At 52.1% G+C, this 14862-nt stretch carries 9 protein-coding genes; 1 reads left to right on the top strand and 8 read right to left on the bottom strand.

Annotated features, from left to right (window positions below; all coding sequences use genetic code 11):
- Positions 1 to 9 precede the first annotated feature (9 nt).
- The 4 genes from G445_RS0100895 to dapB all read right to left on the bottom strand — a co-directional run bounded on the left by G445_RS0100895 (position 10) and on the right by dapB (position 6822).
- Complete coding sequence (locus G445_RS0100895) at positions 10 to 2928, bottom strand: DNA translocase FtsK (protein ID WP_022865695.1); 2919 nt, start codon at positions 2926 to 2928, stop codon at positions 10 to 12.
- An 89-nt stretch (positions 2929 to 3017) separates the two neighbouring features.
- Positions 3018 to 4691 (bottom strand): ribonuclease J, encoded by a 1674-nt coding sequence (locus G445_RS0100900; RefSeq protein ID WP_245855176.1) that lies wholly within the window; start codon positions 4689 to 4691, stop codon positions 3018 to 3020.
- Positions 4692 to 4950: 259 nt separating this feature from the next.
- Positions 4951 to 5862 carry a 4-hydroxy-tetrahydrodipicolinate synthase gene (gene dapA / locus G445_RS0100905; RefSeq protein ID WP_022865697.1) on the bottom strand — a complete coding sequence of 304 codons (912 nt, stop codon included), beginning with the start codon at positions 5860 to 5862 and terminating at the stop codon, positions 4951 to 4953.
- A 219-nt stretch (positions 5863 to 6081) separates the two neighbouring features.
- On the bottom strand, positions 6082 to 6822 hold the full coding sequence (dapB, locus tag G445_RS0100910) for a 4-hydroxy-tetrahydrodipicolinate reductase (protein WP_022865698.1): 741 nt from the start codon (positions 6820 to 6822) through the stop codon (positions 6082 to 6084).
- A 152-nt stretch (positions 6823 to 6974) separates the two neighbouring features.
- Between dapB and G445_RS08960 the strand changes: the two genes are divergently transcribed.
- The gene (locus G445_RS08960; RefSeq protein WP_022865699.1) at positions 6975 to 8930 is read left to right on the top strand and encodes an ABC-ATPase domain-containing protein; all 1956 of its coding nucleotides are present in this window, start codon (positions 6975 to 6977) and stop codon (positions 8928 to 8930) included.
- A gap of 48 nt (positions 8931 to 8978) precedes the next feature.
- Here G445_RS08960 and G445_RS0100920 read toward each other — a convergent pair whose 3' ends face one another.
- The 4 genes from G445_RS0100920 to G445_RS08965 form a co-directional block, all read right to left on the bottom strand.
- A complete protein-coding gene (locus G445_RS0100920) occupies positions 8979 to 10298 on the bottom strand; it encodes a M16 family metallopeptidase (protein ID WP_022865700.1) in 1320 nt (439 codons plus the stop codon).
- 203 nt (positions 10299 to 10501) lie between these two features.
- Entirely contained in the window at positions 10502 to 13018 is a 2517-nt protein-coding gene (locus G445_RS0100925) for a polyribonucleotide nucleotidyltransferase (RefSeq protein ID WP_022865701.1), read from the bottom strand.
- A gap of 242 nt (positions 13019 to 13260) precedes the next feature.
- Complete coding sequence (gene rpsO, locus G445_RS0100930; protein WP_022865702.1) at positions 13261 to 13530, bottom strand: 30S ribosomal protein S15; 270 nt, start codon at positions 13528 to 13530, stop codon at positions 13261 to 13263.
- A 232-nt stretch (positions 13531 to 13762) separates the two neighbouring features.
- Positions 13763 to 14788 carry a bifunctional riboflavin kinase/FAD synthetase gene (locus G445_RS08965; protein ID WP_022865703.1) on the bottom strand — a complete coding sequence of 342 codons (1026 nt, stop codon included), beginning with the start codon at positions 14786 to 14788 and terminating at the stop codon, positions 13763 to 13765.
- Positions 14789 to 14862 lie beyond the last annotated feature (74 nt).

The following is a 14862-nucleotide window of genomic DNA, read 5'->3' on the forward strand; positions in this document are numbered from 1 at the left end:
ACTCCTAGCTTACCTTCCTGTCAGTTGCCATGCATCCTCACCGGATTCTCCGCAGGAGTCTTGATCATCGTCATACCAGTTGCGTGCGGTAGGGCCATTTCCAATTGGGTCGCCGGAATAGCGGCCGTCTGAATACGTAGCGCCTGAATATCCAGCGCCCGTAGCATTGCCTGCCTGCGTAGCGCCGTACCCGCCGTTTCCTGAATTTCCAGGTTCAGGGACGACGAAACCGCCGTCTTGTGTCTGGTTGCGTGCAGGGGTTCCCGGTTCATCGTCGTAAATCGAAGCTCTTCTCCCCATGAGCACTTCTTTTGCTTGTTCGACGAGTTCGGGCGGGACAAGTACGTCACGTGCCTTGGAGCCTTCCGAAGGGCCAACAATGTCGTACTGTTCCAGAAGATCCATCATGCGCCCTGCCTTGGCGAAACCGATACGCAACTTGCGCTGCAACATGGATGTGGAACCGAACTGGCTACTAATCACAATATCGGCGGCCTGGAGCAGAATATCCAAATCATCCCCGATTTCTTCACGCTGCTTCTTTTCCGCAACCTTTGCTTCCACAACCTCGTCGAAATCTTGACGATAATGTGGACGCAACTGTCCCTTCACGTGCTCAACAACGCGCTCAATTTCTTCTTCATCAACCCAGGCGCCCTGGAGTCGGATGGGTTGGGCGCCACCGGGCATAAACAGTGCATCGCCCTGCCCGATAAGTTTTTCGGCACCGCCCTGATCCAGAATCGTGCGGGAATCCGCAAGCGAGGACGTCATGAATGCCAAACGCGAAGGAATATTGGCCTTAATCAACCCCGTCACCACATCAACGGAAGGACGCTGCGTCGCCAACACAAGATGTATCCCTGCTGCGCGCGCAAGCTGTGTAATACGCTGAATAGAGCTTTCCACATCGCGCGGAGCAACCATCATCATATCCGCAAGTTCGTCGACCACAACAAGGAGGTAGGGATAGGGGCGAAGTGTCCGGTTCGGATCGTGCGCCGTCACTTCCCCGGCGCGGATTGCCTTATTAAAATCAACAATATTTTTGAAACGGTACGCCTGCATATCGTCGTAGCGAGCATCCATTTCTTTAACAACCCATTCGAGCGCCTCGGCGGCCTTCTTCGGATTCGTAATAATGGGCGTAATAAGGTGCGGAATTCCGGCGTAAATCGTGAGCTCCACGCGCTTGGGATCCACAAGAATCATGCGAACCTCGTCGGGTGTTGCGCGCATAAGAATCGAGGTAATCATGGAGTTAATAAAGCTCGATTTACCGGCACCTGTTGCGCCTGCAACAAGTAAGTGTGGCATTTTTGCAAGATTTGTGACGACGAATTTACCGCGAACATTCTTCCCCACGGCAACGGTGAGGGGATGGTGATCTTGAAGTGCGACCTGGCTACGCAGGACGTCGCCAAGCTGAACGACTTCGCGATCCGCATTCGGGATTTCAATACCGATCGCGGATTTACCCGGAATCGGGGACAAAATACGCACATCTGCGCTCGCCACAGCATAGGCAATGTTTTTGGATAGTTGAGTAATTCGCTCAACTTTCACGCCTGGTCCGAGCTCAACCTCGTATTGGGTAACCGTCGGCCCGCGCGAAAAGCCCATAACATTTGCATCAACGTTGAAATCAAGAAATACCTGGGTGAGCGCCGCAACAACGGCGTCATTCGCCGCGGTACGCTCGGCATGGAGTTGCCCGGATTTGAGAAGTCCCGGCGAGGGAAGTTCGTAGTTCACGTCCGGGTCAATCATGAGTTGCTGGGTTCGTTTCGTCGCGTCTGCTACATCGAAGGAATCACCACTGTCTGCCGTTTTTTTGTTGTTCAACGAAGAATCGGCGGAGTTAGGTTGCTGCTGTGTTCCAGTAGCTGACGGCGAACTGGTGGCCATCTGAGCTGACTGGTCTAGCGTGGCGTGGTGGGCTTCGTCCGGCAAACCGCCCGGCATTACGTCCGGCAAACCGCCCGGCCACGCCCCCGGCATCCCGTCGTTCGCATTACCCTCTCCGTATACCGCCGTTGGAACGCCGTCTACATTTCCTGAGGGCATTGCTCCGGGCATCGCCCCCTGTTCGTCATATGGAACAGTGGCTTGTTGCCCATCCTCTGGGCTATGTTTTTGAGCCCGACGATTTTTGAATCGCGCAAAGGGTCCTTTATGGCGAGAATTATCTCCCGCATCTTCGCCTTCGCCCTCAATATTGTGGGGTTGATCGTAGGGAAGGGATGCCGTCGCGCCGCGATTTGCTACCACACTATCGCCTTCCGGAATATCCGGCGTTTCCTGAGTCGCCTTATCTTCTTTGTCTTGCCGGCGTTTATCTCTTATGGCGTCAAATACGTCGCTCGGATCCCACTGTCCAATAATGAACACGGCAACAATCACAATAATGATGAGAATCGGCACGGCTCCCCATACGGAAAAAAGTTTGGTGAATCCGCCTCCAACAAGCCACCCAATAATACCGCCGGCCTTTTCCACGCCCTCCATTTTTTCTGCAGGACTCATCGGCTGAATAATGATATGAAGAATGGAACACAAGGAAACCGCGATAATAGAACCGCAAATGATATAACGTAGATGCTGTCTCGCCAGGTCCTGTTTCAACACAAGAACGCAACAATACACGAGGAAAATCGGCACAATCATGCCGAGATACCCCAGGGTTCCAGCGACAATATGATGGAGAATATTCCCCACCACACCGGCCTCTCCGAACCACTCGCCCAGAGCCGTCAAAATAACGAGAGCCCCCAGAACCGCTACCCATATAATTTTTGCAACCAGGGACATCGGCTGGCGTTCGTCGCCGTTGTTCTTGCTTTTCTCTGCCTTATTTTGGGCGGGCTTACGCTCACCGTTACTGCCGGCGGACTTTTTTTCATTCTTCGGTTTATTGGGTGTTCTCACGCGAAAAGTGTACCTTTTTCTTGAGTTTTATTCTTCGGGTGTGTTGCTCATTTCTTTGAAAAACCCCGGTTTTACACGGGTTTCCTAATTTAAATATCGACAACGGTGGGAATAATCATTGGGGAACGACGCAACTTACGCGATGCCCATCTGCCAATCGCCCGCCTCATTGCCTGCTGCATACCGTAGGTATCCGAACCTTTATTCAAGGCATCTTGAAGCGCTTGGGTGACATCGGGAAGAATATCGTCGAAAACAGCATCATCTTCTGCCATTGCGCGGGCTTGAATATGTGGCCCCGTAATAATGTTTTTCGACCGATTATCGACGACGGCAAAAATGGCAATAAAACCTTCATTCGACAAAATTTGCCGGTCCTTCAATTCACTTTCTGTAATATCGCCAACAGAAGAACCATCAACGTAAATATTGTGGAAAGGAACCTGGCCAATAAGCTGAGCTTTACCGTCGAGAACGTCAATCACGCTCCCGTTTTCCGCCAAAATCACGTTGTCGTGCGGAACGCCCGTTTTTATGGCGATTCCTGCGTTGGCAACCTGGTGGCGTGCTTCGCCGTGGATAGGAATAGCGTATGCGGGGCGCAAAATGTTGTAGCAGTAAAGCAGTTCGCCTTGAGCAGCATGTCCGGAGACGTGAACTTTTGCGTTGCCCTGGTGGACAACTTGTGCTCCGAGTTTAATCAAACCGTTAATGAGCCGGAACACAGAATTTTCGTTGCCGGGAATTAACGAGGAAGCAAAAAGAACCGTGTCCCCTTCTCCCACGTGAATACGCGGATGGTTGCGGTTAGCAATTCTGGCAAGAACTGCCATGGGTTCGCCCTGCGATCCGGTGGACATATATACACGTTTATTGGCGGGAATTCCGTCCATATTTTTAATGTCGACGATGGTGTTCGGCGGAACATCAAGGTAGCCAAGTTCTTCGGCAATCATCATATTACGCACCATGGATCGCCCAACGAAAGCGACCTTTTTCTCGTTGCGTACCGCCGCGTTGAGAACCTGTTGGATGCGGTGGACGTGGCTTGCGAAAGAGGCGACCACGATCTGTCCGGTTGCCTGCCCGATTACACGGTCAATAACGGGTTGGATTTCTGCTTCCGAACTGACAAAACCGGGAACTTCGGCGTTGGTGGAATCGCACATAAAGACGTCCACGCCTTCTTCCCCGGCAGCCGCAAAGGCTCGCAAATCTGTTAAACGCCCGTCCAGCGGCAACTGATCCATTTTGAAATCGCCGGTAATGAGAATATTTCCCTCGGGGGTTTTAATAAACATGGCGAGCGCATCAGGAATGGAATGATTAACGGCAATAAATTCGAAATCCATTCCGGCAATGTTCATTGTGTCGCCTTCGCGCACTACATGTATGACTGGTTTAATGCGGTGTTCGCTGAGCTTCGCCTCAACGAAAGCAACGGTGAGTTGTGATCCGACGACGGGAATATCTTCACGCATTTTGAGCAGATAAGGTACGGCTCCAATGTGATCTTCATGCCCGTGGGTGAGGACGATTGCTTCAATGCGATCGAGTTTATCTTCCAGGTAATCAAGGTTGGGGAGGATAAGATCCACGCCCGGTTGTGTTTCTTCGGGGAAAAGTACGCCACAGTCTGCAACAACTATTTTTCCCTTATATTCAATGACGTTGCAGTTACGCCCTACTTCTCCCAAACCGCCAAGTGGCACAATGCGAACAGCTTCTCCAGCATCTGGGAGGTCTTGTATTTCTGTATTCACACCATCCATTATCTCATTTTTTGGATATTGGTACACCCCGCAACAAGAAAAATTGAACTGCTCCCCGTTAGTGAGGTGTCTGTTTTTTCAGTCCAACTAACGGGGAGCAGTTCACAATTAATCCTCGGATGTACACTTTGAATCCTTGCATGTGGCCAAACATGGAAAACATGGAATGTGACAACCATTCAAGCCGGCTCATGTTAACCGAGAAGATGTGGATTCACCCTGGGAGTCCAGCGTGAATCCACCCCTAAACCTAGGCTTGGATTAAGCCTTCTGCGCGAAGAACGTCGGCAAGAGCCGCAATTTGGGAGGCAGAAGCTCCCACGAGCGGTAGGCGTAGCGTTGCAGATTCCAAAACTCCCGTGAGTTTCAGTGCTTCTTTCGACATCACAGCTCCCTGCCCCGTCCCCATAATGGCGCGAATAATGGAGCGCTGCGAGAATGCTTCCTTACGTGCAGCCGGCAAATCTCCCGCATCGACTTCCTGAACAAGTGCGCGAAGGCGTGAAGAAATCACGTGTCCCGCAACAGAAATAACACCGCTCGCGCCGTGTGCGAGCCAGGCGAAGTTGAGGTCGTCGTCTCCAGAGTAGTATTCCAACCCGGTTTCGGCCATTTTAATGAAACCTGCAGCCACGTCACCCGTGGAGTCTTTCACGGCCTTAATGCGCGGGTGCTGGGCGAGGCGCTTCAAGGTGTCCAGCTCCAGCTTCACACCTGTTCGGCCGGGAATATCGTAAATCATCACCGGCAAATCGGTGGATTCAGCCACGGCAATAATATGCTGATAAACACCTTCCTGGCTCGGACGATTGTAATAGGGCGCCACAACGAGCAGGCGGTCCGCGCCCGCTTCTGCCGATCCCTGGGCGATACGGATAGCGTGCGCGGTGTCATTCGAACCGGCTCCCGCCATCACAAGCGCCCTGTCCCCTAGGGCCGACTTGACTTCTTTAACGAGCTCATTTTTTTCCGGCTGATGCGTGGTAGGCGATTCGCCAGTTGTTCCCGATAGCAGAATGGTGTCTGCACCGTCGCCCACAAGCTTCACTGCTAGTTTGACAGCTGAATCTACATCAAGTGATCCATCGGGATGGAAAGGCGTGACCATGGCAACGCCTACGGAGCCAAAGGTTCGTGAAACAGCAAGATTATTTTTCGTCATTGAGATTCACTCCTCGATTTACCTTGTTTACACTGACTTATGTTGATTTATTTTATTTACGTATTTTCGTTTATTTAACGTCCTTACGTCCTTTATATATATGGTACGTTTTTGTTCTTAACGTTCTTGACAGTTTTGCAATCTTAACGTTGTTGATATTCTTGCAATCTTAACATTTTGCCATTCCTGCCGTATCTAGGTTTTATAACCGCAGTTGCCTTAGATGTCCATCATTTTATCGAGCCCAATAGTTAAACCGGGGTAATCCTCAATTTGACGAACAGCCAAAAGAACACCGGGCATAAAGCTTTCACGGTTGAAAGAATCCTGGCGAATCACGAGCTGCTCGCCCGGATTGCCCAAGAGAACCTCCTCGTGCGCATTCAAGCCACGCAGGCGTACGGCATGAACGTGAACGCCGTCGAGATTTGCGCCACGCGCGCCCTTGGGGTCAAGTTCCGTTGCGTCAGGGCTTGCGGGAACACCAGCATTTTTTCGTGCTTCGACGACGGCCACCGCCGTTGTTGCTGCGGTGCCAGAAGGTGCGTCCACCTTATCTGGGTGGTGGAGTTCAATAATTTCAACAGATTCGAAATAGGGGGCTGCTTTTTCAGCAAAAAGCATGGTGAATACTGCGGAAAGTCCGAAATTCGAGGCAATAAGAACGTTTTTTCCGGTTTCTTTCGCGGTTTTTTGGGCGCGGGCGTGTTTTTCTGCTGTCCACCCGGTTGTTCCTACAACAACATTCACGCCGGCTTTCAACAGGGCATGGACATTATCTTCGCTAACGGTTGGGACCGTGAACTCCACGGCAACCTCAGCGCCATTTAAGTTGTGCGCTGTGATGGGATCCCCGGCATCGAGCTGAGCAACGAGTTCCATATCATCTGCACTATTAACTGCTTCACATACCGTGCGGCCCATGCGGCCCGCGGCTCCAACTACTGCGACTTTCTTCATACATTTATACTATCTTCATCTACGGGTATGTCACTTACCTGACCGGAGTTTGAAAGAAATGTTCCGCGCACCACCACACAAGGCTCCACCCACCACAACAACCTTCAACGCAAGCTTTTCGCCTACCACCACTAACCGTTTAGAATAGGTGTATGAATTTTACATACGAGGGCACTAATCGTCGCTCCACATCTCGTGGCGGTTATACGCGAGGCAATCGCGATAATTTCAAGGGAAACAGAAAAGGCCGAGAAAAACGCGAATGGGTTCGTAAAAATGGAAGCGATGCGGACCTCATCGAGCACTTCCACGATATTGATGGGAAAAACTACCCCACATATAAATCCACCATCGGTGATTACGACTATGAAATGTATAAAATTCATATCGACAAAGTTCAATCCGACCCCTACGCTCCGCCTTCGCTCCTGAGGGTCAGCGCAAACCCCCAAGAAATCGGGATTCCAGCCGATCTTCTTGACAGCCCGGAAAAACGCGTAGCCGTCGCCGATTTTCTTGCGCGAACCTTTAGCGCCTACGCTAAAGAAACCGACGATATTTCCATGGCTCGGCCCGGGCAAGAAATTTTGGAACGCTCCTACGCAACCGTCATGGAAAACTATGTGGAGCTACGTTTCCAACTCCAATTCCAGGCACGCGGACGCATGATTATGGGTCACCGTATGGCAAAAATTGTTGATGAAGACCTCCCCGATATTATTGAAGCGACCCTGAATTTCACCGGGGATGGTGGCGTGGAAGGGCACCTCGATAATTTGCGCAAACATGTGGAAACATATGAAGATTATCTTGCCCTTCAAGAAACACTTACGCAGCGTGGTTGGATTGGTTTCATTGCCGACGGCTCCATACTTCCGCGCAGAAGTGGCGTGTCCGACGAAGCGCTCAGCGACGCGCTTGCGTTCACGTCACCGGAAAATCTCCGGCAAACCGTTGATCTTCCCTATGCGGGTACGGTCTCAGGAATGCCAGTTCTTCCAGGGATTACGCTCATTGTCGGTGGAGGTTACCACGGGAAATCGACGCTTCTTTCGGCCTTGGAACGAAGCGTTTACGGGCATATTCCGGGAGACGGACGCGAACTCGTCGCCCTTGAACCAAATGCTGTGAAAGTGCGTGCAGCCGATGGACGCAGTATTAAAGGCGTTGACGTTTCCCTCTTTATTAACGCACTTCCTACAGGAACACCCACGGATAATTTCAGCACCGAGAACGCCTCAGGCTCCACCTCGCAGGCAGCTTCCGTTGCGGAGGCTCTCGAATTAGGGACGACGACGCTCCTAATTGATGAGGACACTTCCGCAACAAATCTCATGATTCGCGACGAGCGCATGCGCGCACTCGTGGCTGGCGATAAAGAACCCATCACCCCGTATGTGGATCGCATTAAAGCTATGGCTGAGTCCGGAATTTCCACGGTCATGGTTATGGGCGGAAGCGGTGATTATCTCGATTGCGCTGATCACGTTCTTATGATGGATCACTACCGTTGTGTTGACGTTACGCAGCAGGCGCATGAGGTTGCCCAGAAAATGCCTCGCAATCGTGGCGATATTAGTGGGTACACTGCTCCGCAGGAACGCTATCCGCTTCCCTTAAAACGTCATGGCGGAAAAGCGAAAACACGCGCACGTGGCGTGGACGAAATTTTCTTAGATCGTCACACTATTGACGTTAGTGATGTGGAACAAATCGTTGATTCGGGGCAAACGGAGGCAATTGCGTGGGCTCTGCGTTCGCTAACAGATCCCGTGCGTGCAACGTGTTTCCGTGGAGAAACAAGTATTCGTGAAGGTTTAAGCGCTCTTGGTGAAACAATGAATCGGCATGGTTTGGATGCGTTGGGTGCGGGACAAAAACCGCATTTCCTTGTCCGGCCTCGCCTTATTGACATCGCGGCAGCCCTTAACCGTTACCGCACCTTAAAAGTTGAACACACTCCGCGCGATATTGTTCATCCCGAATTTGAAGGGACAAGCTCACAGACCCAGGGCTCCGCACCTACCGCGTTTTCACCCGATACCGCATCCACCACGGATTCGGCGGACTATCGCGATTATGATGAGGAGCCGGAGAACGATAGTTAGCTCACAACGGAAGTGGTGAGGCGCCCTGAGAGTGTTGAAACCGTATACCTAGCCACGTGCGGGGCCAACAATAACGCTGGAGACGGGGCGTTCAACCATGTCGCGAGCGAGCTCCACAATATCTTCGGCGCTCACCTCGCGTGCCTGGCGGACGTGTTCGTCGAAAGAAATGAGGGTTCCGCGAATAATTTCTGATGTTCCCAAACGGTTCATCATACTTCCGATGCGTTCTCCGTCGAAAACAATGTCTGCGCGGATGCGTCGGAATGCGGATTCGACCTCTGTGTCGCTTACGCCGTCGCGAGCAAGTTTGCGAAGCTCATCAATCATGAGATCGCGTACCGTCTGTGCGTTGTCGGGCGAACACCCCGCCGCCATTCCCAACATTCCGCCCTCGCGGAAAATGCTGGGGAAGGCGTACGCAGAATATGCAAGCCCGCGTTTTTCACGGATTTCTTGGAAAAGACGCGAGGATTGCCCAGAACCAAGGATGGTAGACAGGGCGAACATTGCCGGGCGCCCTGTGTCATACAGGCTAACGCCTGGAATCCCCACCATGACGCTTGCCTGCTCCACCTCTTTTTTAATAGCGATATTATCGCCCTGAGTGTAAATAAAATCTGTTGCAATTCTGCGTGTTCTGGGCGCTTTATTCGCATTCAATTCCCAGCCGCCACGCCTGAGTTCCTTCGCAACAAGCTCACACAACTGTTCATGGTTCACCGCACCAACTGCCGTAACGACAAGTTCTTCCGGATGGTAGACGGCGCGGTAATGGTTAAGAAGTGACGCATGTTCAAGGGCATTTACCGTCTCGCGGGTTCCGCCCACGGGGCGCGCCAAGGGATGATCCCCATACACAAGTTGTGGCAGGGCTTCCATTGCAACCTGCGAAGCGTCATCGGCATACATGGCAAGCTCTTCAAGAATAACGCCTCGTTCCATCGCGAAATCTTCGGTATGTAAACTGGCGCTTGTCACCATATCGGCAAGCAGATCAATGGCTTGCGGTAGCTCATCTTCGAAGGTGTGCCCATAGTAGCAGGTGTATTGTTTGGAGGTTGCCGCGTTGAATTCTCCGCCAAGGTGGTCTGTTTCTTGGGAAATATCGAGGGAGGTGCGCCGCTCAGTCCCTTTAAAAAGAAGATGTTCGAGGAAATGCGTGGATCCTTCAGTTCCCGTGTGTTCGTCACGCGAACCGGCGCCTACCCAGAAAGAAACGTAGGTGCTTCGCATGTGTGGCAGGTGTTGGCTTAAGACTCGCACCCCGCCGTCTATCACGCTTCGTTCAAAAATGGATCCGTTATCGTCAATGCGGATATTGTGGCCCGCAACCAACGGCAAATCGATTTCGTTATAAAAAGTCACTCCCCTACTTTATACAAAATCGGAGACTTTCTCCCGTTTGTGACACTTGTAGCAAAATACGTACGACGATTCTCGTGTTTATCGGGTACGACGATTCTCGTGTTTAGTACCTACGACGTATCGTGTTTATACGGCAAAATGTTGGGGTCCTTACCGTTTACGGTAAGGACCCCAACATTGCACTATGAATGAATCAGAAGAAATTAATCTTCAGTGCGGAGTGTGCGACGACGGCGACGCGGAGCGCGCTGTGCGCGACTGCCACGTGCTTCATCTGCACTGGCTGCAGATGGTGCGCTTTGTGCCGAATCTGCACTAACATCCGAATCAGCGTTGTTCACTGAATCAGCACTGTTTGCTGAATCCGCGCTGTCGTTATGATGCGAGAAATCGCTGCTGCGACGGCGACGGTTACGCTGACCATTCCTACGATCGCCTCGTCCGCGTTCGCGATCTCCAGGACCACGACGATTTGCGTGTTCTTCTTCCTCAGCCTGGTATTCAGCCAAAGCCGCGGCAGCTTCTTCGTCGAGAACAGCGTTCAAGGAAATCTTTCCGCGATCATCAATTTCGCCGATTTCAACTTCGACCTTTTCACCAACACCAAGAACGTCCTCCACGTTTTCCACGCGCTTGCCACCAACAAGGTTGCGGATTTGTGAAATGTGGAGCAAACCATCACGGCCCGGTGTCAAGGAAATGAAAGCACCGAAGGTTGTTGTTTTCACAACGGTTCCAATGTAGCGTTCGCCAACTTCAGGAAGTTGCGGGTTGGCAATAGCGTTAACAGCATCACGTGCAGCTTCAGCGGCAACCCCGCCGGTGGCTGCAATGTAAACTGTTCCGTCGTCCTCAATGGAGATTTCAGCGCCGGTATCTTCTTGGATTTGGTTAATCATTTTGCCCTTCGGGCCAATAACTTCACCAATCTTATCCATGGGGATCTTCACGCTAATAATGCGCGGTGCGGTTTCCGCCATATCATCCGGGGCGTCGATTGCCTGATTCATGAGATCAAGAATGGCAAGGCGCGCATCTTTTGCCTGGCTTAATGCGGAGGCAAGAACTTCGGCTGGAATACCGTCGAGCTTCGTATCCAGCTGGAGCGCCGTAATATATTCGGTTGTTCCGGCGACCTTAAAGTCCATATCGCCAAGGGCGTCTTCCGCACCGAGAATATCGGTGAGGGTAACATACTTGGTTTCGCCATCAACTTCGGCGCTAATGAGCCCCATGGCAATACCAGCAACGGATGCACGCAGAGGTACACCGGCGTTCAAAAGGGACATGGTCGATGCACACACGGAACCCATGGAGGACGAACCGTTAGATCCCATGGTTTCCGATACCTGACGGATAGCGTAGGGGAAATCTTCACGGTTGGGCAACTGGGATTCCAGAGCCATTTCAGCAAGATGTCCATGCCCGATTTCGCGACGCTTCGGGGAACCCACACGCCCTGTTTCGCCCGTGCAATAGGGCGGGAAATTGTAGTGGTGCATGTAGCGTTTGTGGGTAATCGGCGTGAGATTATCCAGCTGCTGTTCCATCTTCAACATGTTGAGCGTGGTTACACCCAAAATCTGGGTTTCTCCACGCTGGAACAGTGCGGAGCCGTGAACGCGCGGAAGCACGCCAGCCTGTGCGCTAATGCTACGAATATCGGTGGGTTTGCGGTTATCCATACGGATTCCGGTGGAGATAACGTGCTTGCGCATAACGTTCTTGAAGTGAGAGTTAATGGCCAAAGCAAGCGCTTTTCCGTCTTCTTCCAGGTCGTATGCGGGATCGTCGCCTTCCGTCATTTCACCAATAATGGTTTCGACGAGTTCGTTGAGCGCCGTATCGCGTTCCGTTTTATCCACAATACCGAGAATGGTATCGAAACGTCCGTTAATTTGCCCGCCTACAGCCTCGAACTGCGCATCGGTGTAATCGGGGAAGAACGTGAATTCGCCGGTAGGCTTTGCACATTCTTTAATTATTTCGTTTTGTGCTTCGCACAGTGTACGAATAACGCCTTTAGCCGCATCCATGCCTTGAGCAATAACGGCTTCTGTTGGGGTAACCCCACCATCCGCAATATTCTTTGCAGCGTTTTCTGGTGCTTGGGCTTCCACCATGGTGATGGCAACATCGTCGCCAACAATACGGCCGGCAATATCCATGGAGAATGTTGCGCGTTCCATTTCGGACCAGCGCGGGAAGGCAACCCACTGTCCGTCGATCAAAGATACGCGAGTACCGCCAACGGGGCCATTGAAGGGCAGGCCAGCAAGGCTTGTTGAGAGTGAGGCCGCGTTGATTGCAAGAACATCGTAGGCATCGTCTGGGTGAATCGTCATCACCGTGCACACAACCTGCACTTCATTACGCATTCCCTTTGTGAACAGGGGACGCAACGGACGATCAATGAGGCGGGCTGCAAGAATAGCGTCGGTTGTTGGCCGACCTTCACGACGGAAGAAGCTACCCGGAATTTTACCTGCCGCATAGGAACGTTCTTCAACATCTACCGTCAGTGGGAAGAAATCGAAATGCTCCCTGGGTTGTTTGGACGAGGTTGTCGCGCTGAAAACTGTGGTTTCACCGTCAAGGTAGGCGAGCACTGCTCCGCCTGCCTGCTGGGCAAGAACTCCGGTTTCAAAACGAATCGTGCGTGTTCCGAAAGTGCCGTTATCAACAACGGCTTCAATTGAATGTACGTTTGGGCCTTCCAAAGGTCCTCCTTTTTCGTAGGTATTCCCCGCCCAGACGTCCTCAGTCAACATTCACGACGACGGAAGATGCGTACTTGCGCTATATGCGTCCATGCATTGGTTACGCATTGCGCAACTTCTGCACGGTTTCGACCTTCACTGTATCTTCGTGAACCTTCACCGATGACCTCGTGGGCGGGCTTCCTTATTATTTTATATACGTAAAAACGGCTCGGGTAGTTTCCCGAGCCGGATTCACAAACTTAACGACGCAAACCGAGGCGTGCGATGAGTGAACGGTAACGTTCAATATCTTCTTCAGCTAAGTAGGTGAGAAGACGACGACGCTGACCGATGAGGAGCATGAGACCACGACGTGAGTGGTGATCATGCACGTGGGTACGGAAATGTTCCGTCAACTGACGAATACGTGCGGACAGAAGTGCAACCTGCACTTCGGGTGAACCGGTATCGCCCTCATGGGTGGCGTATTCGGCAATGATTTTCTGCTTTTCTTCAGGCTTAAGGGCCATGCGATTCTCCTAATATTTATCCGTTGCACGGTGCGCCGGGGCATTTTCTCCCGGGCTATGACACACCCGTGGCCGATCGAACGGCTTACCAAGTGTAGCACATGATGGCCCCGACCCTCCCCCTCACAGTAGTGAATACCACACTATAGGTGGCGCTTAGCCTGGCATCACGCCGGATTACAACCTCGTAAAGAGGTATGACGCGCTATGTAAGACGCTACTCAGCCTTAGATCACGCCGAGTTACAACCACTTATTTGTTCTTGTGGCTGGGCCGTGACTGCACCCTGCGGTACACGCCCGGCAGGAGGAACACCCAACCTGTCTGCTGTTGCTAACAGATCTTTATCCATGCGTGCCAAAAGCTCGTCCACTGATGAGAATTTCATCATCGGTCGAATCCGGGACACAAAATCAACCTGAATATATTCGCCGTACAGGTTAAGATCACTACGCCCCAAAACATGAACTTCAACCGTGCGTTGGGTTGCATTAAATTGCGGATTTGTTCCAATACTGATAGCTGCCGGCATATATTCTGTGGCGCGTGTGCCCGGAACATCGCGAACAAGCCACCCGGAATACACTCCGTGAGCTGGAACCTCCCCCAAATTATCGCCCGTCAAATTCGCCGTTGGGAACCCTAAATCACGCCCGCGCTGTTCCCCTTGACATACCACACCACCGATACGATGCGGACGGCCAAGAATGCGGGCCGCCTCCTCCACATCACCTTCGGCCAGAGCCTGACGAATACGCGTTGAGGAAAGACGTTTTCCGTCGTCGTCGGTTTTGTCGCGCACAATACACACGTCGAAACCTAAACGTTGCCCCGCCTCACGTAAGAGTTGCACATCACCTATATTTCCGTTACCGAACCGCGCATCTTCTCCGACGACGACGCAGCGTGCGCCGAGCAAGCCAACAAGCTGTTCCGTAATAAAATCGGAGGCTTGGAGCTGTGAATATTCCAGCGAGTAAGGCTGAACATACACAATGTCCACGCCCTGAGCTTGCAGACGGTTAAGGCGATCTTCAAGCGTGGAAACGAGGTAAATATCCGCCTCGGGACGATGGACGGTGAGCGGGTGGGGGTCGAAGGTGAGGACGAGCGCGGGAAGGCCACGTTTTTCGGCTTCACGAACAAGGTGTACGAGGACTTCCCTGTGCCCACGGTGGACGCCGTCGTAAATTCCGATGGTGACAACAGCGCCACCAAAACCCGCGGGAATATCTTGCGGGGAATTCCATATTTTCACCCTTCTAGGGTAACGCATCACGCCCGCCGTGCGAACCCGGCGGGAAAAATACCACAAAACACATTCCACGCACC

It is taken from the genome of Actinotignum urinale DSM 15805 (genome assembly GCF_000420445.1).
Classification (GTDB): domain Bacteria; phylum Actinomycetota; class Actinomycetes; order Actinomycetales; family Actinomycetaceae; genus Actinotignum; species Actinotignum urinale.